Genomic DNA, 22,997 nt, shown 5'->3' on the forward strand with positions numbered 1-22,997 from the left:
ATCAGAGCTGGCGGGTATTGTCGGCGATCAGCTTGCGGGCTTTGGTGATTGCTTTCGCGGTGGTGGTCGTCTTGTTTTGAATGTCGTTTGCCAGCTGCATCAGTTCTGCACTGATGACAGTGCCGGTGTCGGCCTGTTCCTTGATGCCAATGCCACCTTTCTTTTGGGCGACATCGTCCCATTCAGCACGGACAGCGGCCCAGTAATCACGGGTTGCTGCCCAGTAATCGTCGGCTGCCTGGACGTTGTAGCCGTCGAATTTCGTGTAGGTATTGAGGACATATTCCTGCACGATCGGCACCAGCTTGCCGTCTTTGGAACCCATCTTGGTGTTGTCCTGCCAGTGGATCCACCCGTCAGGCGTGTTCTGGTGACGGTTGATCGCCAGATACCGGTCATAGACGGGGTTGCGTACAGCGTCGCGGCGAGCGAGCGGGCGCCAGGTCCAGTTCGATCGCCAGCGACGGATACCGCCCTGTGTTTCGAACTGGCCCCATCCGCCGTATCGCGGGCTATCGTCGACTTGCCAGACGGTTTGCGACCAGCGACCGCTCCGCATCTTTTCCGGTACGTCTTCCCATTTCCAGGTGTCGGTATCGGCATAAACGAGCACGCGCTCCGGTTCGTATTCCCAATCCTGCCGCCAGTGTTTGATGACCATATCCTGACCATCGTGCTTCACGACGAGGATGTGCTGGAGCACGATTTTGCGACCGGTGTCTTCGATAACACGAACGACTTCGTGCCCACCCGAAGTCTTCTTGTCGATGGGGGTGTAAGCGGGATCCCAGCGGGTCGATTCCTGCATATCGAACCGAACCTTGTAATTGCCCGCCATCGCCAGAATATCGGCGCGATCCTGATCGAAATGGGCGGCTGCCTGCTTCGCATCGATTGGCGGGTGAGCGAGAGCCGGACACGATGTGCAGGCCAGTGCCAGCAAGCTGGCGCCCAGAATTGTCTTGAGGTTAATCATAATCGTTCCCCTGTTGTGCTTCAGAAGCGATACGTAAGCGATGCGCTCGCGTTGCGGCCCGGCTGGGTGTAGGCATCGGTCACAGTTGAAGTGGACGCGAGGCCGCGCACATCGCTCCACCAGGCATATTTTTCGTCGAAGATATTGAAGACACCCACGCGCAGGGTCAGCCCTTCCCACAGTCGGGCGTTCGCCGTGGCATCGAGTATGGTGAAAGCGCCGGGGCGATAGCATTCGGGCGTGCAGAGACCGGTGGTGCGATCCAGTTCCTTACGCGTGCTGTGCGTTGCAATGAGCTGTCCGCCAAAGCGTCCCTGCGGATCGCGGTAGCCAAGCCCGACGACCAGCTTGAGCGGATCGATCGATGACAGCGGCGTACTTGCGCCATCGGGGCTTGTCACGTCGCCCGTCGCATAAGACAGGGACAGCCGCCCGTTAAGGCCATTGTCCGCACGCGCTTCAAAGCGGGCTTCGGCCCCTTTCACCTGCACGTGATCCAGATTGATGAACTGGTACACGGCGGGATCGCTGGGGGTGAAGCTGCCGCTGACAACTTCCTGACTGATGAAATCACGATAGCGTGACGTAAAGCCCGTGATATCCAGGCTGACATGGCTGCTGCTTAAGCGCACACCGCCTTCGAAGCTTTCGCTGCGTTCAGGGCCAAGGTCGGGGTTTGGCTGCGATGTGTAGCCATAGGCCAGATTTTCGAAGAACTGGTTGACCTGTGTCGGTTCTGGGGCCTTGAACCCGGTGGCGTAGTTGGCGAACAGCCGAACGCCATCGTCGATTTTCAGCACAGCACCCAATTTGGGCGACAGGCGCGAACCATCCTGCCCTTTCCCGACAAAACCTGGGAGCAATGCGTCGTCACGCGGTGACAGGTCATACCAGTCGAAACGAATGGCCGGATACAGCGTCAGTGGACCGACAGCGATCTCGTCGCCTGCGAACAGCCCGGCGCGGGTGAAGTCGGTGGTCGGGAAGGCGCGCGTCGGAAATACTTCGCCATAGGGAGGCTCTACCCCGTCGCGCACTCCGCGCTGCCGGGTCTTGCTGATATCGCCTCCGAAGACGAGCCGATGACTTGCCGGACCGGTGACGAAGTCGGAGCGTGCATCGGCGGCGAATCCATAGACCCGGTTTTCGAATGTGTTGAGTCGTTCACGATCGGCCGCTGGTGTTCGGTCTTCGTCGGTAAACTGGCGATCTTCGGCATCCTGCCAATATACCGCTGTCCGTGCAAAGTTGATCGCGCCTTCGCCTTCCCAGCTCCAGTCGAGGCCGACCCGGCGCCGCTTGCCGGTATCGACTGCCTGCAGCAGATCGACTGTGGAACTGAGGCCGACCAGACCATCGGTGAACAAGTGCGTGTCGAGGGATTCGGCGGTCAGGCGCAGCTTGTGGCCGTTGGCGGGATCAAAGACGATCCGGCCGAGCACAGCATTGGAGCGCCCGTCTTGCGGGTTCGGTTCGGTACGGCTGCTGCCAGTACCGCCGACGGTGCCCTTGTTATCCAGTTCGTTGTAATCGCGCCGGGTATAGGCGACCATGCCCGACCAGTCGCCGCTGCGCGCTGCGAGAATAGCGGTTTCGCTGAATTCGTTGTCTGCACTGGAATATGCGCCGCGAACCAATCCACCGACAGAGTTGCCGTTTTTGATATAATCGGTGGGGTCGGCTGTGATAAAGCTGACGGCACCGGCCAGTCCGTCGCTGCCGTAAAGCGCTGACGATGGACCGCGCAGGATCTCAACCGATTTGATCAGGCCCAGATCGACATAGTCGCCGCGCCCGACGCTTTGTGCGCCAAAGGAGAAACCATCGGGCACCCGCACCCCATCGACTTGAATCAATACACGATTTCCGCCGATGCCGCGTATGTTGAAGCCGTCGTTACCAGCCCGACCGGTGGAGCCGAATGCAGCGCCAAATCGTGCCGGTTGGCGTTGGACGCTGACGCCGGGTTCGAAACGGATAAGGTCTTTGATGTCTGTCACCATTTCGTCCGCCATCTGCTCGTCGGTGGTGACCGATACCGTAAGCGGAAGATTTTCGATCTCGACCGGTGTGCGTGTCGCTGTGACGACAATCTGGTTCATGCGGCTGAGCCAGAAATAGCCGTCATTATCCTGTGCCTGTGCCGGTGTGGTGAGCATGGCAAAGGCGATGGCCAGCGAGGCGCATGCGGGCCGGGCATAATGGCGAACTGCCCCCTCTGTCGGCTTCGTCAGGAAAGAACAGCGGCTTGGCCGGACACTTTTATTTGATGCAGGGAACTTCATTCCCACCCCTTTTTGATAATGAGATTGATTCGCAATAGCTATCTATTCGCATCGGTATCGCTGTCCGTCAACCCGCAGGCTACGATGGCTGGGGAATATCGATGGGGGAGGCGCGGAGGATGGGGAACTGAAGGCTTTACCTTCGCCGCGGTGAAAGCCGATGTGAGGGGGGGCACGGTTGCTCGCGAAATGCGTTTCGCGTTCGGAACAGTGCGGCATTCTTCGGGCGCAGGGGCGCTCAGCCAGCGCCGGGAACCTCGCTCAGCCTCGCTAAGCGAATCAGGTGGGATAGGGTGATTTCAGGAATTGCGGCTTCAGGTGCCGCAGAACGTTACATATTTGCCGAATTCGGGTGGTGCGGGCTGTGCGTAGTCGCTCAGGTCCGGGCGTTCTGCGTATGGATTGCGGACCGCATCCAACAGCCGTTCGAAAGGCGCAAGGTCGCTATCCTCTTCCGCTGCGTCGAGCGCGTGTTCCACCATGTGATTGCGGGGAATATATAGCGGGTTCACTGCATTCATCGCAGCCCGCCGATCCGCTGCGGAGAGCGGATCGCGATCGATTCGGGCCAACCATTCGTCCAGCCAGGGATCGGCAGCCTGAGGATCGGAAAACAGGCGGCTGACAACCGCCGCTCCTTCATCGGGGACGCGCGCGAGTTGATGGAAGAACAGCGTAAAATCGACGTTTTGCCCTTCCATCGTTTTGAACAGACGGCTGGCGAGATCGGCATCGCCCTCTTCCACGCTGGCTAGCCCCAGCTTGGCGCGCATGCCGTCCAGCCAGGCGGCGATATATCGTTCGGGGAAAGTGCCGATCAGAGCGTTGACCTTGTCGACAGCATCCGGGTCTTCGTCCACCAGAACAGGCAGCATTGCACGTGCCAGTTGCGCCATGTTCCAGCGTGCGATGAAGGGTTGGTTTCCGAATGCATAGCGACCCTGTCGGTCTATCGAACTGAATACCGCATCGGGGGCATAGCTATCGATGAAAGCGCAAGGGCCATAATCGATGGTTTCGCCACTGATGGCGACGTTATCGGTGTTCATCACGCCATGGACGAAGCCCAGATTGGTCCATTTTGCGACCAATGCGACCTGCGCGTTCAAAGCGGCTTCGAACAACGCGAAATACCGATGATCTGCATTTGCCGCTGCGGGATAGTGCCGTTCGATGGTGTAATCGGCAAGTTGCCGAACGTGGTCGGGGCCGAAATGCGTGGCAAAAAACTGAAAGGTGCCGATGCGGATATGGCTCGCCGCCACTCTGGCCAGCACGGCGCCGGGATGGGCCCGTTCGCGCTGCACTCTCTCGCCTGTTGCCACAACGGATAAAGCGCGTGTGGTAGGCACTCCGAGTGCGGCCATCGCTTCGGATACGAGATATTCGCGCAGTGCCGGGCCGATAGCGCTGCGACCATCTCCATTGCGGGAGAACGGGGTACGCCCCGATCCCTTCAACTGCAGATCGAAGCGCGCGCCATCGGGGGCGATCAGTTCGCCCAGCAACAGCGCACGCCCATCGCCCAGTTGTGGATTGTAATGGCCGAACTGATGCCCGGCATAGGCTAGCGCAATCGGCTCGGCCCCCTTGGGGAGAACACTGCCGCCGAGTATTTGCGCCAGCGCGCTATCGCTGATGTTTTCGTGCGACAGGCCGAGGCGATCGGCCAGCGCGGAATTGAACTGTAACAATTCGGGCGCAGCTGTCGGCTCCACCTGCCAGGGGGCGTAGAACCCTTCCAGATCACGGACATAGCTGTTGTCGAAATGCCAACCGGTTTGCAGGCCGCTCTCGGATGACACGATTACGTGCTGACCTTTTCAAGCGACAGAGCATTGATGCAGAATCGCAGCCCGCTGGGCGGCGGGCCATCGGGAAAGACATGGCCCAGATGTGCGTCGCACACATTGCACAGCGCCTCTATGCGGATCATCCCGTGGCTGTTGTCGCCATGATAGGCGACGGCGGTTTCGTCGAGCGGTTCGGTAAAGCTGGGCCAACCGGTTCCGCTTTCGAACTTGGTGGCGGAATCGAACAACTCTGTGCCGCAACAGGCGCAGGCGTAGCGGCCAGGTTGAAACAGGCTGCACATATCGCTGCTGAACGGACGCTCTGTGCCTTTCTGCCGTGTGACGTAGAACTGCGCTTCGCTCAACTGGTCGCGCCATTCGTCTTCGGTTTTGCTTACCCGTCGTGGCGGAGTTGGATTGCCACCGGCGGCGCGGGCAACGACATCTTCCCAGTTGAGCATGAAAATCTCCGATTAAGCAGGCGGCAGGGAACAGGTAGTGCCGCCCAACGCGGATTCAACGCTTTGGGCTGCTCTCATTGGTCGCTTCGAACGGGACGATTGGAGGTTATGCGATTTATTGTATCGGCGTTGCCGAATGTGGTGCACCGGATATTCCCGGTTACTTTTCAATTCGGCTGTCATCGCACCGTCATTCCGCTATCGCAGGCGGGCATCGAACCTGCCAGAAATGGAATTGTATGACTCACATGCCGATCAACCGCCGACACTTTCTTGCTGCCACGGGCAGCGCATTTGCTGCGCTTGCCGCCAGTGGATGCTCGACTCGCCTTGCTAGCACGCCTCTCGGCGCGGCGGCCGGGTATGGCCCGTTGGTGGCCGATCCGGCGGGCTTTATCGATTTGCCGCGCGGGTTTTCCTATCGCGTGATTTCTCAACTTGGCGACAAGATGAGCGATGGCTTCACTGTCCCCGATGCAGCGGACGGTATGGGATGCTTCGATCTGGGCGGTGGCAAGATTGCACTGGTTCGCAATCACGAACTGAAACCGCGTCAGGATGGTGGCGGTGTTGCTGGTCCGGCTTACGATACCGTGGCGCGCAGCCTTGTCCCGCTGCCGGGTGGGACGACCACTCTCGTGCTGGATGCCGCGACGCTGACGGTGGAGAAACAATATCGCTCGCTGGCGGGCACCATCCGTAATTGCGCCGGTGGCGTCACCCCGTGGGGCACATGGCTGAGCTGCGAAGAAAATGTCGACCGGGCCAATGGCAAGATCAACCGCGATCACGGATATGTTTTCGAAGTGCCTGCCAATGGCAGCGGGCTGGTCGATCCCGTTCCGTTGAAGGCAATGGGTCGCTTCAATCACGAAGCGGCCTGCGTCGATCCGGCAACCGGCATCGTGTACCAGACCGAAGATCGCAAGGATGGGCTGCTGTATCGCTTCATTCCCAATGTGCCCGGACAACTGGTCAAAGGGGGCAAGTTGCAGGCGCTGGTCCTGCGCGAAGGCATTGCCGATACCCGCAACTGGGATGGCATGACGGTGGAGCCGGGCAGCTGGAACCCGGTGGACTGGGTCGATCTCGAAGATGTCGAAGCGCCGAACGATGATTTGCGTCAGCGCGGCGCTGCGGCCGGGGCTGCGTTGTTCGCCCGAGGCGAAGGCATCCATATGGGCGATGGCGAGCTTTATTTTGCCTGTACCAGCGGCGGGGCGGCAAATTTGGGGCAGGTGTTTCGCCTCGTACCTGGCAAGGCAGGCGCGCCCGACCGATTGCAACTGTTCTTCGAGTCCCGCAGCAAGGATGAATTCAATTACGGGGATAATCTGACGGTTGCCCCATTTGGCGATCTGGTGGTGTGCGAGGACCAGTACACAGATACAGTCGAAAACCATTTGCGTGGGATCACGCCGCAAGGTGTCGCTTATCCTCTGGCATTGCTGCGCGAGCAGACCGAATGGGCGGGGGCGTGCTTCTCGCCAGATGGCAAGACTTTGTTTGTGAACGCTTACAGCCCGGCAAAGACAATCGCGATAACCGGTCCCTGGCGGACCTGAGAGCGCGAATTTGTCCACTTTGCTGTTCGCTTTCGTTGCCGTGCTGGTCGTCTCGACCGGTGGACGTGACTGGCAACTGGCGGCGCGGCTTTCGCAGCGGCTCGGCAATACGACCGCGTTGATGGTGGCCGGTATTATCGCGTCTGTCGTGTCGGCGGCGGCAATGGCTTTTTCCGGCTCGTTGATCGCCAACCTGACGCCCGGACCGGCACAGGCGATGCTGGTTGCTATTGCGCTGCTGGTTGCGGCTGCGGAGCTGGCGTGGCCACGCAAAGAACGTTTGCCGCAGGAACCGACGCGTTCTTTCCTTCCGATTCTGATCGTGCTGATTGCACGGCAAGTTGGCGATGCGGCGCGATTTCTGGTTTTTGCATTGGCCGCCAGTGGATCGGTCGTAGTGGCAGGGGTGGGCGGTGCGCTGGGCGGGATGGCCGCGGTCGCTATGGCAATATTGGCAGGTGCCGATATTCAGGCACGCTTACCATTACGCTCGGTACGCATTGTTATTGCTGTAATCTTGCTGATCGGTGCCATCGTGATCGGACTGCGAGTGCGCGGAATAATCGATTAATCCGATAATTGGCATCGATTGAATTCAATGAACCGATCATCACTTCGTGCGTATATGATGTGTAATCCAACTGGACGAAGGAGACCATTCAATGCCCAAAACAGGCGACAATTCGCATAAAGCTTTGATCGAAGCGCTGAATGGCGCGCTGGCCGATCATCTTGCGCTTTATCTCAAAACCAAGAATTTCCACTGGCATGTGTCCGGGCCGCGTTTCCGCAATCTGCACTTGCTGTTCGATGAGCAGGCGGCCGAATTGTTCGGCAATGTCGATCTGATCGCAGAGCGCGTGCGGAAGCAGGGCGGCAAGACCCTGACTTCAGTCGGATCGGTCGGACAGGCGACCCACATTGCCGATCAGGACAACACTGGCCTGTCGGCAGATGAAATGGTCAAGGAACTGCGCGACGATAACGTCAAACTTCTCGAACGCCTGAAAGAAGTGAAGGAAACGAGCGAGCAGGCGGACGATTATGCCACCAATGGCATGGTCGATGACTGGATCGATCAGGCTGAACAGCGGGTCTGGTTCCTGACCGAAACGCTGCAATAGTCGCATCGCGAAAACGTATCCACACTGCCCGCCCGGCCTGTGCCGCGGCGGGCTTTGTGATATATGAGCGGTATGGATAACCTGCACATTATCGAACACGCCGCAGATGGCGAAATTGCCGAATGGATCGAAGCGCGCCTGAGCGCTGCCCTGGCCGAAGGGCCCGGGCCAGTCGAAATCACTGTGCCGGGCGGTTCGACCCCGTTCCCTATTTTGAAAAAACTGGTGACTGCCCCGCTTGACTGGGGCCGGATAGTGGTCTGGCCCGGGGATGACCGGATCGTGCCGGAAGATCATGCGGCGTCGAATACCGGCCGCATCCGCGCCCTGCTCGAACCGGTAGGGGCGGAAGTGGTGACGCTGACGACGATGGAACAGGTGTCGCGTTTCGCGCTGGTCTGGCTCGGCATGGGGGCGGACGGCCATATTGCCTCGCTGTTTCCCAATACCGATCCTCAAGTGAACGATGGCCAGCCGATACGCCGGCTGACACCCGACCCTTTGCCACCAGAAGCCCCCTTCGACCGGATCACGCTTACCATTCCGTCGCTACTGAATAGCGATGCGATGATGTTCGTGATCCGTGGCGACGATAAGCGCGCGGTATTCGATGCGGCGGTTGCCGGAGAGTGCGATTTGCCGGTTGCACGCCTGCTTGGCGCGGCGACACAGCCGATTACGTGCTTCACCTGATCGAACGATTGCTGCCGCGCGCCCTGCACCGGCTCGCCTTGCGGATCGCGCACCGGGTGCGCCATCGCTATCGCCTGCTGTTTCGTCCCGCGATTGCCGGGGTGAGCGTGTTCGTCGGGGATCGGGCAGGGCGCCTGCTGTTGGTGCGGCATAGCTACGGTTCGGGAGCATGGTCTCTGCCCGGCGGTGGCATGTCGCATGACGAAGACCCGCTCGATGCCGCACGGCGGGAAATGGCGGAAGAGCTGGGCATTGATCTGGTGAACGTGCGACTGACCGAAAAGCTGGAGGAGACGGTATCCGGCGCGCCGCATACCGCCTATCTCGTGGCCGCACAGGCAGCGGGAAAGCTTCGTCCCGACGGGCGTGAAGTGATCGCAGCGCGGTTTTTTGGGAGCGGTGAATGGCCCGAACCGCTCTCACCACTGGCGCGCAAGCGGATCGCCGTGTGGCAACGGGATGTGCGCTGAGCCTAAAGGGCACACCTATCGGCTATAGCAGAGACAATTGCGCTTCATCCGGTGGCGGCTGTTCGTCTCCCTCTCGCTCCAGATTGCTGAGTGTCAGGCCCATCAGACGGATCGGCAGGGGTAGGGGCAGGGCATCGTCCAGCAAGCCACGCGCGATTGCGGTAAAGGTGCCCTTGTCACTCACTGGCTGTGTGACAGAGCGCGAGCGGGTGACGTTCTGGAAGTCGGTGTACTTCATTTTCAGCGTGACAGTACGCCCACGCGCCTCTGCCCGTTCGATGCTGTCCCATACGATATCGATAATATCTTCCAAAGTGTTGCGGAGCGCCGCCCCGCTGGAGATATCGTCGGCAAAGGTCCGTTCCCCGCCCACCGATTTGCGGACCCGGTTGGCGCGGACCGGGCGTAAGTCGATCCCGCGGGCGGCGCGAAACAGATATTCGGCAAAACTGCCGAAATGCTGGCGCAGGAAAGCGATATCCTTGCCCGCAAGGTCTGCGCCGGTGGCAATGCCCAGCTTTGCCATCTTTTCGGCGCTCTTGGGTCCGACGCCGTGAAACCGGCGTACCGGTAAACCGGCGACGAATGCCGCGCCTTCGCCGGGGCGGATCACACAGATACCGTTGGGCTTGTTCTGATCGCTGGCGATCTTGGCGAGGAATTTGTTGTAACTGACCCCGGCGCTGGCGGTCAGTCCGGTGTCGGCGCGGATACGGCGTCGGACATCCTCCGCGATCAGAGTGCCGCTGCCAATCCCCTTCAGGTCGGCGGTTACATCGAGATAGGCCTCGTCCAGACTGAGTGGTTCGACATGCGGGGTATAATCGCGGAAAATAGCCCGGATTTGCTGGGACACCGCGCGATATACATCGAACCGGTGCTTGCAGAAAATCAGATCGGGGCACAGCCGCTTGGCAGTAACCGATGGCATTGCGCTGCGAACCCCGAACTTGCGTGCTTCGTAACTGGCCGCTGCGACCACTCCGCGCCCGGATGAACCGCCCACTGCCACAGGCTTGCCCCGCAGCGATGGGTCGTCGCGCTGTTCGACGCTCGCGAAGAACGCATCCATATCGACATGAATGATCTTGCGTAGCCCGCCGCTGCCTTCGCGGTCGTCCCCGTCATCATCATCTTCGTCGGCGGTGCTCATGCCGGTAATCTAAGCCTTTATGGGGCGCTAAGGAAGATTGCCGCGCTTGCCCTCTTCCTTTCCGCGGCTGGCTTGGGCAATGGACGGTGATGAAGGAAGCAATATCAGCCAGCGACGGCAGCGGGCGCACTATTCCCCAATGGGAATTCGTAGCGATGATGGCTGCGTTGATGAGCCTTGGCGCTCTGGCGATTGACGGAATGCTTCCGGCACTGGACGAAATCGCCCGGTCGTTGGGGGTGAGCGATCCGAACCAGCGGCAATTGATCGTCGGCCTTTATCTGCTGGCCAGTGGCGCCGGATGCCTGGTGCCCGGCTCTTTCGCGGATCGGTTTGGCCGCCGTCCGGTATTGCTTGTCACTCTGGGCATATATGTGACAACTGCCTTGTTATGCGCGGTGGCCCCTTCGTTTGGGGCGCTGTTGGCATTGCGGTGTCTGCAGGGCTTTGGAACCGCCGGGCTGAGCGTGCTGCCCGCTGCCATTATTCGGGACCGCTACGAAGGCGATCAGATGGCGAAATTGCTGTCCACGATCTTCATCGTATTCATGGTGGTGCCTGTCCTCGCGCCCAGCATGGGCGATGCGGTGCTGAAAGTTGGGAGCTGGCACTGGGTGTTCGTGGCAATGGCGGTTCTGGCTGCGCTGGTGGCGTTGTGGACTGCGCTGCGATTGCCCGAAACGCTCCACCCCGAAGATGTGCAGCCGATGGAGTTCAAGACCGTATTGCATAACCTGCCGCTTACATTCCGCACGCGAACGGCGGTCGGCTATGTTGTCGGCAGCGGGCTGACCTTTGGCGCGCTGTTCGGTTATATCAACAGTGCTCAGCAGTTGATTGGCGAACACTTCAACGCCAACGAAGCCTTCCCGGTCATCTTCGGGGCCACTGCATCGACGCTGGCGGTGTCGAGTTTCACCAACTCACGGATTGTGGAACGGTTCGGCGCACGGCGTGTGTCGCACAGCGCGCTTTGCGCTTTCATCGTGATTTCGGCGGTGCAGGTGTGGGCGGCGCATTATCAGCCGCATTCGCTGATGTTGTTCGTGCCGCTGATGTCGGCCAACTTATGTTTGCTGGGATTTATGGGTGCGAATTTCGGTTCGATAGCAATGCAACCGTTCGAACATACCGCCGGTGCGGCCAGTTCGGTGCAATCGTTCGTGCGTATGCTGATCGGTGCCGGGCTGGGCATTCTTATCGGGCAGGCTTACGACGATAGCGCGCGGCCGATGGCCCATGCTCTGCTGATTTGCAGCTTGCTGTCATTGGGGCTGGTACTGTTCAGCGAACGCTGGCGCCTGTTCCGCCGCCCGCATGATGCGCGCAAATATCTGGCGATGCACGAGGTGCATTGATCAGGGCGGCGGCATCGCGCTGCCTGCAATGGGCTCTGAACCTACTCTTGCGTTGGTTCCACCACGGCCAGCACTGCCTCCACCTGAACCTGACCACCTTCGCTGGCGTTCAGTTCGGTAACGGTCCCGTCGAACGGGGCGGTAAGCGCGTGTTCCATTTTCATCGCTTCGAGCACTATCAGGCGCTGCCCGGCAGTGACGGTGTCGCCTTCGGTTATATCGACGGCGATCACTTTGCCCGGCATCGGCGCCAGAATCGCTCCATCGGCAGCGGAGGCGTGGCCGGTGCCGCGCATCGCGCTGTCGAATGCGTGGCCGACACCGTTCGCGAACACGATGACCTGATCGTTCGCACGATAGCCGGAAATCGTCGCACTGTCCGCTGCGTGGAATGCAGGTTCGTCGGTGCCGAATGATACAATGGCGCCTTCCGCTGTGGGCAGATCGATAGTGCGCCTGCTCTCGCCATTGGCAAGTGCGACCGTGCGGCGTGGTGCGGCGTTGAGGCGGAAACCGGACATTGGCATCCCGGCGAATTCGGCGGCTGCAATCTGCGCCGCGACATGCCATTCGTCGTCGTTTGGTTCGCCCATCGGGATCAGAGCATCGCCTGCATCGCCGATAAACCCGGTATCGAGATCGGCGGCGCGAAAACGGTCGGATTCCAGCGCGCGAACAAGAAATCCGGCATTGGTCCGCACCGGCCAGACCTCGGTTTCCGCCAACGCCAGTGCGAGATCGTCGATGGCAGCGGCGCGGGTCGGCGCGTGGCAGATGACCTTGGCAATCATCGGATCGTAGAATGGAGAGACGGTGCCGCCTTCTTCCACCCCGGTTTCAATCCGGTTGGCATTGCCGAAAATCAGGTGATCGAGCCGCCCGGTGCTGGGCAGAAAACCTTTCGCCGGATCTTCGGCATAGAGCCGCGCTTCGATAGCGTGGCCATTGATGCCGAGGTCTTCCTGTTTCAGCGGGATCGCTTCCCCGCTGGCCACGCGCAACTGCCATTCGACCAGATCGACCCCGGTGATTTCCTCTGTCACCGGATGTTCGACCTGCAAACGGGTGTTCATTTCCATGAAGAAAATGCGGTCGGCGCGCAGGCCTTCGCTAGCGTCAGCGATGAATTCGATGGTGCCTGCGCCTTCATAATCAACAGCCTTGGCGGCGCGCACGGCTGCGGCGCAGATTTCGGCACGGGTGCTTTCGTCCATGCCGGGGGCGGGGGCTTCCTCGATCACTTTCTGATGGCGGCGCTGGAGCGAGCAATCGCGTTCGAACAGGTGGACGACGTTGCCGTGGCTATCGCCAAACACCTGCACTTCGATGTGGCGGGGGGACGTGATCCATTTTTCCAGCAGAACTTCGTCGTTGCCGAAACTGGCGCGGGCTTCGCGCTGGCAGGATTCGAGCGCAGCGGGGAAATCGGCGGCGGCGTCCACTTTCCGCATTCCCTTGCCCCCGCCGCCAGCAACCGCCTTGATAAGAACGGGGTAACCGATCTTGTCCGCTTCCGCAGTCAACCGTTCGACAGACTGGTCCGCCCCGAGATAGCCTGGCGTCACCGGCACCCCGGCGGCGATCATCCGTTCTTTGGCGGCGTCTTTCAGGCCCATCGCGCGGATGCTGTCCGGCTTCGGACCGACCCATATCAGACCGGCATCGATCACCGCTTGCGCGAAATCGGCGTTTTCCGACAGGAAGCCATAACCGGGATGGATCGCCTCCGCCCCGGTTTCCTTCGCTGCTGCGATGATCCGTTCTCCGATCAGATAGGATTCGGCGGCCGGGGAAGGGCCGATGTGCACTGCTTCGTCTGCCTGACGGACATGCAGCGCCTTGGCGTCGGCATCGGAATAGACTGCCACGGTAGCAATGCCCATGGCGCGGGCGGTGCGGATAATGCGGCAGGCGATTTCGCCGCGATTGGCGATCAGGAGCTTAGCAATCATGATCACGGGTTAGCCAAAGTTTCCGCCGATTGCGAGTGCCCCTAACCCGATGAGTTCTGGCCTGTTATTTCTCGGTTTGGCGCGCCTGACCGTCAAATTCGTCGGGCAAAGGCTCAAACGAGGGTGGCGCGACGGGGCCGGCCATACGCACTTCGATCAGGATATCGCCGCGCGTCCATTCGGGCGGTTCCGCGGGAACTTTGGGGCGATTGCGAGCAGCTTCCCAGAATGCAGCGGCCACATGGCGCGCCTTGGCTGCAGAGCCGATCACCACCCGATGGTCCCACGCCGCCTTACCGCGCGCGACGACTTCGCGCCCGATAGCGCCATAGATACGGGCCGCGGAAAGCACCGCCCAGCGGCTGCGGAAAGGCAGGTGTGCGGCACCGACGCGGGCCATCGCCTCGTGCCGCTCCATCCGCCGGATCAGGCGGGCGGTGATGTCGGCCAGTTCCTGCCGATGGTGCGGCTTCATATGCTGGCCCGGCTCGATATCTTCCTGAACCAGCCATTCCACCGGGATGTAACAGCGATCGGCTTTGTCATCTTCGTTGATATCGCGGGCGATATTGGCGAGCTGGAAGGCAATGCCCAGATCGCATGCACGGTCCAGCAATTCGCTGTCCGCTTTCTGCACCCCCATCACCACGGCCATCATCACGCCGACAGCACCCGCAACGTGATAACAATAGCGCGCCAGATCCATTTCCGTGCGCGGCCGCCACCCGGCGGCATCGAGCGCGAAACCTTCGATGACATCTTCGGCCATTTCGCGGGTGAGGCCGCATTCGCGCGCGACCAGCCCGAAAGCATCGAATGCCGGATCGGCAGTGGGCAGACCTTCGAACGCGCGCTGCGTCAGCAAGCGGATCGCCCGGATACGTTTGGCCGGATCGCCATCGGTCGACAACTCGCCACCCATGTCCTGCCCATCGGCGATGTCGTCGCACCGCCGACACCACGCATAGAGCAGCCACACACGTTCGCGCGTGTGCCGGTCGAACAGGCGACTGGCGGCGGCAAAGCTGCGCGATCCCTGTTCGATGGCATCGTGGGCTTTTTGTATCAGTGCATCTCGGTCTCTCCCGCCACCAGCCTGCGCCGGAGTGCTGCGGATGATCCGCGACGGCGCCAGCATCCGCGGCGATATGCGCCGCGGCGGGCTCACAGGTCGTCTGCCTTCATCGAAAAGATAGGTGTATGTGGCTGATAGCTTTCCATCTTTGTCAGCAGAGATGGCAGGGCTTCGTCTGCGATCAGGATGGTCTGGTGCGCGGGGCGGACAAAGCCGACCTCGGCCATCCGGCGGTTGAATGCGATCAGATCGTCATAGAAGCCAAACGCGTTGAGCAGGCCGACCGGCTTGCTGTGATATCCCAATTGGGCCCAGCTCATCGCTTCCCACAATTCGTCCATCGTGCCGACCCCGCCGGGGATCGTGATGAAACCGTCGCTCAAATCGGTGAAGCGTTGTTTGCGTTCGTGCATTCCCGAAACGGTATAGAGTTCGGTGCAGTCGGTATTGGCGACTTCGGATCCGGCCAGCGCATCGGGGATCACTCCGATCACTTCTCCACCTGCTGCCAATGCACTGCTGGCTACAGCACCCATCAGCCCGAGCCGCCCGCCGCCATAGACCACGCCGATCCCGCGTTCGGCCAATGTCCGCCCCACTTCGCGCGCCAGTTCCATGTAGCGCGGATCGGCAGGCGTGGCAGAGCCACAGTAAATGGCGAGACGGTTCATTCAGTCAGGTCCTTTATCATCAATCCGGCAGTCGCCTTCGCGCTGCCGACAACACCGGGAATACCGGCGCCGGGGTGGGTTCCGGCGCCGACGAGATAGACGTTGGATATTTCATCGTCGCGATTGTGCGCGCGGAAATATGCGCTTTGCGTCAGGATCGGTTCGAGGCTGAACGCACTTCCCAGATGCGCGTTCAGATCGCTGGAAAAATCGCGCGGCGTATAATGGAATTTGGTCACGATACGATCGTCGATATCGGGGATCAGGCGGCGACCGATTTCTGCCAGAACGCGTTGTTCCAGAATGGGGCCGACTTGTTCCCAGTCCACCGTCAGCTTGCCCATATGCGCCACAGGCACCAGTGCGTAAAACGTGCTTTTGCCGGGCGGGGCCATGCTCGGATCGGTCACTGTCGGGTGGTGCAGATAGATCGAAAAATCCTGCGGCAGCACTCCGGTGTCGTAGATATCTTCCAGCAATCCGCGGTAGCGTGGGCCGAACAGGATCGTATGGTGCGGGATGCCGGGCCAGCTCCCTTCCAGCCCGAAATGCACCACAAACAGGCTGGGGCTGAAACGCTTGCCCGTCAGACGTTTGGTTTCCTTGTCCCCGCGCTTGGTGCCTTTTAAGAGGTCGCGATAGGTGTGCACCACGTCGCCATTGCTGGCCACTGCATCGAAGCGTTGTTGCCAGCCGGATGTGCATTCGACCTCGGTCGCGCGGGTGCCGACTGTGTGAATTTGCACCACCGGATCGCTCAGCCGTAGTGTGCCGCCCAGCCGTTCGAAATGGCGCACCATCGCGGCGATCAGGCGATTTGTACCGCCACGCGCCCACCACACGCCGCCATCCTTTTCCAGCTTGTGGATCAGGGCATAGATCGAACTGGTGGTGAACGGATTGCCGCCCACCAACAGCGTGTGAAAGCTCAACGCCTGCCGCAGATGTTCGCTCTTCACGTATTTGCTGACGATCGAGAATACGGAGCGCCACGCCTGATGTTTGGCCAGTGCTGGTGCGGCCTTGGCCATGCTGGCGAAATCGAGGAACGGGACAGAGCCGAGCTTGCGATACCCCTCTTCGAATACGCCGGCGGAATAGCGCGCGAATGCGTCGTATCCGGCAAGGTCTGCCGGGGCGATACGCAGGATCGCCTCGCGCAGTTGCGCGTCGTCGTTCGAATAATCGAAAGTCGTGCCATCGGGCCAGTTCAGACGATAGAACGGCATGACCGGCATCAGTTCGATGTCTGCTGCCATCTCGTGCCCGGTCAGTTCCCACAGCTCTTGCAGGCACGCGGGGTCGGTAACGACTGTTGGGCCAGCGTCGAAGGTGAAGCCATCGCGTTCCCAGACATAGGCCCGCCCGCCGGGCTTGTCGCGCGCTTCCACGACAGTGGTCCGAATACCTGCGGCCTGCAAGCGGATGGCCAGTGCCAGCCCGCCGAACCCGGCACCGATCACGCAAGCGGTTTTTCCTTCCGCACTCATGCCGCATCCCTTTCCAACGCGCGCCCTTGCCCGACCAATGCAGCGAGTGCACCCATTACCGGCACAGGAGGCTTCCCACACAGAACCCGTGCCCTATCGAGGCGCGTAGTCTGTGCCGCATAAAATCGCTCGATCAGCGGGCGGGGCAGGCGATAGAAGCGCGCGAATATCCGCCATCGCTCTTCTGCCGAACCGGCCCTGAATAACATCCGACCCAACTGGCGATAGAATCGGGTGCGCGACCAATGTTGCCGTGCGCGCCCCTCCAGCATCGCGGCAAGCTGGACGCCGGGTAAATCGGCATCGCGGGCAATGGCGAGTGCGGTTTCGACTGCGAAGGGCAGTGAATAACTGGTAAGCGGGTGCATGAACCCGCCGCGCGTCCCCGCCACGGCGACTCCGTCGATCCGGTGGGCCGCCTGAAATGCTGCGAAGTTGCCACCGGTTATCACGGGCAGCACCCCGGTTTCGAAGCCCACGGGATTTCCCTGCCAGCCTGCACGCTGGCAATAGCGGTCGATTCTGCCTGACAGGGCATTGCGGTCGAGTTGCGGAGTGTCGGCATAATACGTGTCTTCGACAAACAAATCCTGCGCGCCAAGGGGGAGGGTATAGACGAAGCGATAGGCCCCGTACTGTTCCACATCGGCATCCATGATCGTGGGCCGCGCGATGCCGTGGGGTCGAGGGGTTCGCAAGTGACGGCCGATGAACACCTGCCACCCGCCGGTGAGTTGCGCCGCGCTGTCGATTCCCCGGCAATCGATGACGGTCCGTGCTTCGATCCGTTCGCCGTTATCCAGATCGATCCCGCGTGCATCGAGCGAGTGGATCGAACGGCCGACGATCAGCGCCCCTTCGGCCAGTTCGCGGCGCAGCGCCGCATCGAAATCGACTGAGGCCAGCGAGTGATAGGCGGTGCCCAGATCGCGCCGATAGCCCGGAAAGCGCACATCATATCCGCCCCACGAAGCGGTGCGAAATCCGCTGAGGAGTGCGGCGCCATCGGCATCGAGATCGCTGGCGAACCAAGACCAGCGATGATTGCCGCCGATCATCGGCCCCTGTTCGACCAGGGCAATGGTGAATTCCGGGCGGGCTCTGTGCAAGGCGAGCGCGATCAGGCCACCGGCCAGGCCACCCCCGGCAATTGCCATATCGATCCTGCGCGCTGTCATTCGCTCCGACCTAGGCGGCATTTCCGCGGCGGGCAACGACCTTCGCTGCGCTTTCGAATTAAATCGAGTATTCGCAACTGGTTGCGTGGGGAAACCGACCTTGGTGGCGCAAGGCAGGAACGGCGGCGCGATTTGCTCGTTTTCAAAACCAACAACAGGGGAACGCTACACAATGAAATTCTCAGTATTTCCGGCGGTACTGGCTGTCGGCGCACTTTTGTCTGCCGGGCCTGCATTGGGGCAAGACGCATCATCCGAGCAGGCAGTGCAAGGCCCCGCCGACAGGCAGGGCGGTACTGTTTACGATGGGGATTGGGTGTCGATCGGTGCCGGGGTCGGCTATGGTCCCAGCTATTCCGGTTCGGACGATTATGTCGCGTTTCCCGTCCCGTTGATTCAGGGAAGTCTGGGCGGCGTGGCGATCCGGCCACGCGCTGGCGGTGTGGCGCTCGATTTCATTCCCGATCCTGACAAAGGCGCCGGTTTCGCGCTTGGCCCGGTGCTGCGTATCCGGTCCGACCGGGCCCGCCAGATCGAAGACCCGGTGGTCGCCAGTGCGGGAAAGCTGAAAACGGCGATAGAAATCGGCGGCAATGCAGGCGTGTCGATGCCTGCTGTTCTCAACCCATACGACCGGCTGAGCTTCAGCGTAGATGTCACCCACGATATTAACGGTGCTCACCGCGGCACTGCCATCTCCCCCGGTATCAGCTATTTCACTCCGCTCAGTCGCGGGATGATCGCTATGCTCTCGGTATCTGCCGAGCACGGCGACCGCAAATTCATGGATTACTATTATTCTGTCAGCCCGACGCAGAGCGCCGCCAGCGGTTTGCCGACTTATACGGCCGGATCGGGCTGGACCAAAGCCGGGGCCAATCTGATTGTTGGTGTGGATCTCGATGGCGACCTGACGAACGGTGGCCTCGGTCTGGTGTTCATCGGCGGATATTCGCACATGCTGGGCGATGCGAAAGACACGCCATACACCTCTATTCGTGGTAGCGCCGACCAATGGTTTGGTGGCTTGGGAATCGGCTACACTTTCTAAGCGTTCCCATACCCCGGATCCCCGCCTTGACTGCTGCCTCTGCGAAGTGGTCGCCATCGGGGTTGGGCCAGTGGGGTGTTGGGCAGGCGCTCGACAAACCGATCGAATAGCGTTTGATCCGGATCAAGGATTACGTTCAACATAAGTGGCAAAACCGAACCTATAATGGAGAGGAATTGCAACTATGGTTCACGAAAACAGCGCCAGTCATTTCGATGTGTTGATAGCCGGAGCGGGGATTTCCGGCATCGGTTCGGCTTATCACCTGCAGCAGCAATGTCCCGAGCGGACATATGCGATCCTTGAGATGAAGGACACGTTCGGTGGCACGTGGGAAACGCACAAATACCCCGGTGTCCGGTCGGATTCCGACCTTTATACTTTCGGCTATCGCTTCAAACCGTGGATCGGTGCGCCGATCGCCAGCGGGCAGGCGATCCTCGATTACATGGGAGAGGTGATCGCGGAGAACGGCATCGACGATCATATCCGCTATGGCCACCGGATCGAGAAGTGCAGCTATTCGCGCGATACCGATTTATGGACGGTCGAAGCGCGCAAGACCGCCAGCGATGAAACGGTGATTTTCACCTGCAACTTCCTGTGGATGTGTCAGGGGTATTACGACCACGAAAAGCCATATATCCCCAACTGGCCGGGTTTGAACGATTACAGGGGCGACTTCGTCCACGCCCAATTGTGGGATCCGGAATACGATTACAGCGGCAAGCGCATTCTGGTGATCGGATCGGGAGCCACGGCGGCGACGGTTATTCCCCAATTTGCTGTGAAGGCCGCGCACGTGACGATGCTGCAGCGGTCGCCCACCTATTTCTATTGTTCGGAAAACAGGAATGAACTGGCGGATCGCCTGCGCGAAGTGGGGGTGGACGAACCGACCGTGCACCGTGTTGTACGCCAGCAGATCATGTATGATCAGGATCAACTGACCAAACGCTGCCAGACAGAGCCTGAGGCGGTGTTTGAAGATCTGAAGGAACTGGTGAGAGCATTCACCGGCGATCCCGATTTTCCCTTCGAACCGCACTTCACACCCAAATATCGCGTGTGGCAGCAAAGGCTGGCGTTCTGCCCGGAGGGCGACATTTTCCGTGCTGCCAAGGCAGGCAAGCTGACTGTTGTGACCGACACCATCGACCGTTTCACTGAAAAGGGCGTTCGCACGGCATCGGGTGAGGAAATCGAAGCGGACCTGATCGTGGCTGCCACGGGTTTTCGCCTGTCGGTGATGGGCGACATCCCGTTCGAAGTCGATGGAGAGCCAGTGAACTGGCATGATACCGTCACCTATCGCGGGATGATGTTTACCGGCGTGCCCAATATGGCGTGGGTCATGGGGTATTTCCGCGCAAGCTGGACGCTGCGCGTGGACATGATGGGCGATTTCATCTGCAGCCTACTCAACTACATGGCGCAAATTGGTGCGAAGCGGGTGGAGGTGGCGCTCCGTCCGGAAGACGAGGGAATGGAGCTGCACCCCTGGATCGAAGCCGATAACTTCAATCCCGGATATCTGATGCGTGGTCTGGATCAGTTACCGCGCCGCGGTGACAAGCCCGAATGGCGACACAATCAGAACTATTGGGCAGAGCGGGAAGAGATACCTGTGATCGACTGCGCTGGGACTGAATTCGTATATGACGGTGAACAAACCAGTGCGCGATCTGCAAGGGTCATCGAAACCGCATAACGGCGGGCAGTATCGCAGCGCCCGTCGACAACGATATGTCGCTGGTCGAGTGGCGGGCGCTCGACACATATCGGATGATAGTCCTATTCCTCTGTAATTGTTTACGGGGGACTATCCATGAAACTGCGTTCTATCCTGCTGATCGCCGCCGCTTTGCCGTTGGCGGTTTCGACTGCCGCCAATGCGGCCGACCCTGCCGAGGCGGTAAAGCCCGTTGGGTTATCCGTCGAACAGGTTGAGCATGACAAGCTGTTTGCCATTTTCAAGGCAGACGATGAAGCGAGCCTCAAGCTTAGCCCGATCATGGCGATTTTTCGCGGTGATCTGCGCTATGCCGACAAGATCGGCGATTTCCTGACGCCGGAATACAACGCCGCGGTGAAAGCGCAGGCTGAAAGCAGCCTCGCTGCGCTCAAGACTATCGACCGGGACAAGCTGAACCCGACCGACAAGATCGCCTATGACGTGTTCGCCTATTCACAGGGTGAAGCGCTGAAGACGCTGACGCCCGAATATCTGGCGCTGACCGAAGTGCGCCCGATCAATCACTTCTTCGGCTTCCACACGTATTATCCCACGTTCTCCAGCGGGAAAGGTGCCGCACCGTACAAGACTGTGAAGGATTATGAGAACGGGCTTTCGCGCAATGCCGATTATGTTCGGCTGATCGACAGGTCGATTGGCAAATTCCGCGAAGGGATGAAGTCAGGCGTTGTCGAAACCAAACTGACGATCAACAACGTGATCCAGCAGCTCGAAACGCAAGCGAAAATGCCGATCGAGGAATCCCCTTATTGGGGACCGGTCGACAATATGCCTGCCGATTTCAGCGATGCTGAGAAGGCGCGACTGACCGATGCCTATCACGCGTCCATCGGTGATGTGTACGCCGCCAATGCCCGCCTGCACGCATTCCTGAAAGACGAATATCTGCCGGTCGCGCGCGACAGCGTCGGCCTCAGCCAGATGAAGGGTGGGGCGGCACTCTATCAATCGATGATCGAGCAGACCACTACGCTGCCGCTGACCGCCGATTACCTGCACAATCTGGGCCTGAGCGAAGTGGCCCGGATCAAGCATGGGATGGAGGAGATCAAAAGCGAAGTCGGCTTCAAGGGAACGCTGGGCGAATTCTTCGAATTCATCCGTACCGATCCGCAGTTCAAGCCCAAGAGCCGCGAAGACCTGACGCAACGGTATTACGCCATCGGCAAGGAAGTCGATCAGCAAGTGCCGAAGTTCTTTTCCAAGGTGCCCAAGACCGCATTGGAAATCCGGCCGTACGAGGAATTCCGCGAAAAGTTCGAAGCAGGCGGTTCGTATGAATCGGGCACGCCGGATGGCTCGCGTCCGGGCGTATTCTATTTTAACGCCTACGATCTGCCGAGCCGCACCACGCCGGGCGAAACCACGCTGTACCTGCACGAAGGTGCGCCGGGGCATCATTTCCAGATCAGTCTGGCGCAGGAAAACGATGCGCTGCCGGCCTTCATGCGGTTCGGTGGCAATACCGCCTATGTCGAAGGCTGGGCGCTTTATGCCGAAACGCTCGGCTATCCGATGGGGTTCTACAAAGACCCCTACCAGCGGTTCGGTACACTGGATGACGAGATGCTGCGCGCGATGCGGCTGGTGGTCGATACCGGCCTTCATTCCAAGGGATGGACCCGCGATCAGGCGATTGAATACATGCTGGCGAATTCTGGCATGGGCCGCACCGATGCCACGGCAGAAGTGGAACGCTATATTGCCATTCCCAGTCAGGCGCTGGCGTACAAGGTTGGCGCTCTGACGATTCAGGGCCTGCGTAAGAAGGCGGAGAAAGTGCTGGGCGACAAGTTCGACATTCGCGCCTTCCACGAACAGGTGCTCGACACCGGGGCGTTGCCGTTGCCGGTGCTGGAAAAGAAGATCGACGACTGGATCGCTGCGACCCAATCCGCATGATCGCCAGCGGCGGGTGGGGCGTTCGCCGTCCTGCCCGCCACCTG

Annotated in this window: 19 protein-coding genes; 9 read left to right on the plus strand and 10 right to left on the minus strand. The window is 60.1% G+C overall.

Annotated features, from left to right (window positions below):
• Window position 1: 1 nt before the first annotated feature.
• The 4 genes from D6858_RS09215 to msrB form a co-directional block, all read right to left on the minus strand.
• Window positions 2-976 (minus strand): DUF6607 family protein, encoded by a 975-nt coding sequence (locus D6858_RS09215; protein ID WP_120109241.1) that lies wholly within the window; start codon window positions 974-976, stop codon window positions 2-4.
• 20 nt (window positions 977-996) lie between these two features.
• Entirely contained in the window at window positions 997-3,261 is a 2,265-nt protein-coding gene (locus D6858_RS09220) for a TonB-dependent hemoglobin/transferrin/lactoferrin family receptor (protein WP_240623784.1), read from the minus strand.
• 314 nt (window positions 3,262-3,575) lie between these two features.
• Window positions 3,576-5,066, minus strand: a complete 1,491-nt coding sequence (locus D6858_RS09225) for a protein adenylyltransferase SelO (RefSeq protein ID WP_240623786.1) — start codon at window positions 5,064-5,066, stop codon at window positions 3,576-3,578.
• Between the two features lie 2 nt (window positions 5,067-5,068).
• Window positions 5,069-5,515 carry a peptide-methionine (R)-S-oxide reductase MsrB gene (gene msrB, locus D6858_RS09230; protein ID WP_120109243.1) on the minus strand — a complete coding sequence of 149 codons (447 nt, stop codon included), beginning with the start codon at window positions 5,513-5,515 and terminating at the stop codon, window positions 5,069-5,071.
• 239 nt (window positions 5,516-5,754) lie between these two features.
• Between msrB and D6858_RS09235 the strand changes: the two genes are divergently transcribed.
• The 5 genes from D6858_RS09235 to D6858_RS09255 all read left to right on the plus strand — a co-directional run bounded on the left by D6858_RS09235 (window position 5,755) and on the right by D6858_RS09255 (window position 9,367).
• Window positions 5,755-7,080, plus strand: coding sequence for an alkaline phosphatase PhoX (locus D6858_RS09235; protein WP_120109245.1), 1,326 nt, complete (start codon window positions 5,755-5,757; stop codon window positions 7,078-7,080).
• 10 nt (window positions 7,081-7,090) lie between these two features.
• Window positions 7,091-7,651, plus strand: coding sequence for a TMEM165/GDT1 family protein (locus tag D6858_RS09240; protein ID WP_120109247.1), 561 nt, complete (start codon window positions 7,091-7,093; stop codon window positions 7,649-7,651).
• 91 nt (window positions 7,652-7,742) lie between these two features.
• The gene (locus D6858_RS09245; RefSeq protein WP_120109249.1) at window positions 7,743-8,204 is read left to right on the plus strand and encodes a Dps family protein; all 462 of its coding nucleotides are present in this window, start codon (window positions 7,743-7,745) and stop codon (window positions 8,202-8,204) included.
• Between the two features lie 72 nt (window positions 8,205-8,276).
• Window positions 8,277-8,897, plus strand: a complete 621-nt coding sequence (locus tag D6858_RS09250; protein ID WP_120109251.1) for a 6-phosphogluconolactonase — start codon at window positions 8,277-8,279, stop codon at window positions 8,895-8,897.
• Window positions 8,885-9,367 (plus strand): NUDIX hydrolase, encoded by a 483-nt coding sequence (locus D6858_RS09255; protein ID WP_240623787.1) that lies wholly within the window; start codon window positions 8,885-8,887, stop codon window positions 9,365-9,367. The genes D6858_RS09250 and D6858_RS09255 overlap by 13 nt, the downstream gene beginning before the upstream one ends.
• A gap of 22 nt (window positions 9,368-9,389) precedes the next feature.
• On the opposite strand, the gene dinB is transcribed toward D6858_RS09255, so the two are convergent.
• Window positions 9,390-10,520 carry a DNA polymerase IV gene (gene dinB / locus D6858_RS09260; protein ID WP_120109253.1) on the minus strand — a complete coding sequence of 377 codons (1,131 nt, stop codon included), beginning with the start codon at window positions 10,518-10,520 and terminating at the stop codon, window positions 9,390-9,392.
• An 89-nt stretch (window positions 10,521-10,609) separates the two neighbouring features.
• Here dinB and D6858_RS09265 point away from each other — a divergent pair, with 89 nt between their 5' ends.
• Window positions 10,610-11,878 carry a multidrug effflux MFS transporter gene (locus tag D6858_RS09265; protein ID WP_120109255.1) on the plus strand — a complete coding sequence of 423 codons (1,269 nt, stop codon included), beginning with the start codon at window positions 10,610-10,612 and terminating at the stop codon, window positions 11,876-11,878.
• A 41-nt stretch (window positions 11,879-11,919) separates the two neighbouring features.
• Here D6858_RS09265 and D6858_RS09270 read toward each other — a convergent pair whose 3' ends face one another.
• From D6858_RS09270 to crtY, 5 genes are all read right to left on the minus strand, one after another.
• On the minus strand, window positions 11,920-13,830 hold the full coding sequence (locus D6858_RS09270; RefSeq protein WP_120109257.1) for an acetyl/propionyl/methylcrotonyl-CoA carboxylase subunit alpha: 1,911 nt from the start codon (window positions 13,828-13,830) through the stop codon (window positions 11,920-11,922).
• 64 nt (window positions 13,831-13,894) lie between these two features.
• Entirely contained in the window at window positions 13,895-14,968 is a 1,074-nt protein-coding gene (locus tag D6858_RS09275; protein ID WP_120109259.1) for a phytoene/squalene synthase family protein, read from the minus strand.
• Window positions 14,969-14,994: 26 nt separating this feature from the next.
• The gene (locus D6858_RS09280; protein WP_120109261.1) at window positions 14,995-15,576 is read right to left on the minus strand and encodes an LOG family protein; all 582 of its coding nucleotides are present in this window, start codon (window positions 15,574-15,576) and stop codon (window positions 14,995-14,997) included.
• Window positions 15,573-17,066, minus strand: a complete 1,494-nt coding sequence (locus D6858_RS09285; protein WP_120109263.1) for a phytoene desaturase — start codon at window positions 17,064-17,066, stop codon at window positions 15,573-15,575. Before D6858_RS09285 ends, D6858_RS09280 begins: the two co-directional genes overlap by 4 nt.
• Entirely contained in the window at window positions 17,063-18,244 is a 1,182-nt protein-coding gene (gene crtY, locus D6858_RS09290; protein WP_120109265.1) for a lycopene beta-cyclase CrtY, read from the minus strand. The genes D6858_RS09285 and crtY overlap by 4 nt, the downstream gene beginning before the upstream one ends.
• A gap of 172 nt (window positions 18,245-18,416) precedes the next feature.
• On the opposite strand from crtY, the gene D6858_RS09295 reads away from it, so the two are divergent.
• The 3 genes from D6858_RS09295 (at window position 18,417) to D6858_RS09305 (ending at window position 22,953) form a co-directional block, all read left to right on the plus strand.
• Complete coding sequence (locus tag D6858_RS09295; RefSeq protein WP_120109268.1) at window positions 18,417-19,295, plus strand: MipA/OmpV family protein; 879 nt, start codon at window positions 18,417-18,419, stop codon at window positions 19,293-19,295.
• 184 nt (window positions 19,296-19,479) lie between these two features.
• The gene (locus D6858_RS09300) at window positions 19,480-21,006 is read left to right on the plus strand and encodes a flavin-containing monooxygenase (protein ID WP_120109270.1); all 1,527 of its coding nucleotides are present in this window, start codon (window positions 19,480-19,482) and stop codon (window positions 21,004-21,006) included.
• Between the two features lie 117 nt (window positions 21,007-21,123).
• Window positions 21,124-22,953 carry a DUF885 domain-containing protein gene (locus D6858_RS09305; protein WP_120109272.1) on the plus strand — a complete coding sequence of 610 codons (1,830 nt, stop codon included), beginning with the start codon at window positions 21,124-21,126 and terminating at the stop codon, window positions 22,951-22,953.
• The last annotated feature ends 44 nt before the right edge of the window (window positions 22,954-22,997 follow it).

The sequence above is a fragment of the Tsuneonella suprasediminis genome (assembly GCF_003605755.1).
In the GTDB taxonomy this organism is placed as follows: domain Bacteria; phylum Pseudomonadota; class Alphaproteobacteria; order Sphingomonadales; family Sphingomonadaceae; genus Tsuneonella; species Tsuneonella suprasediminis.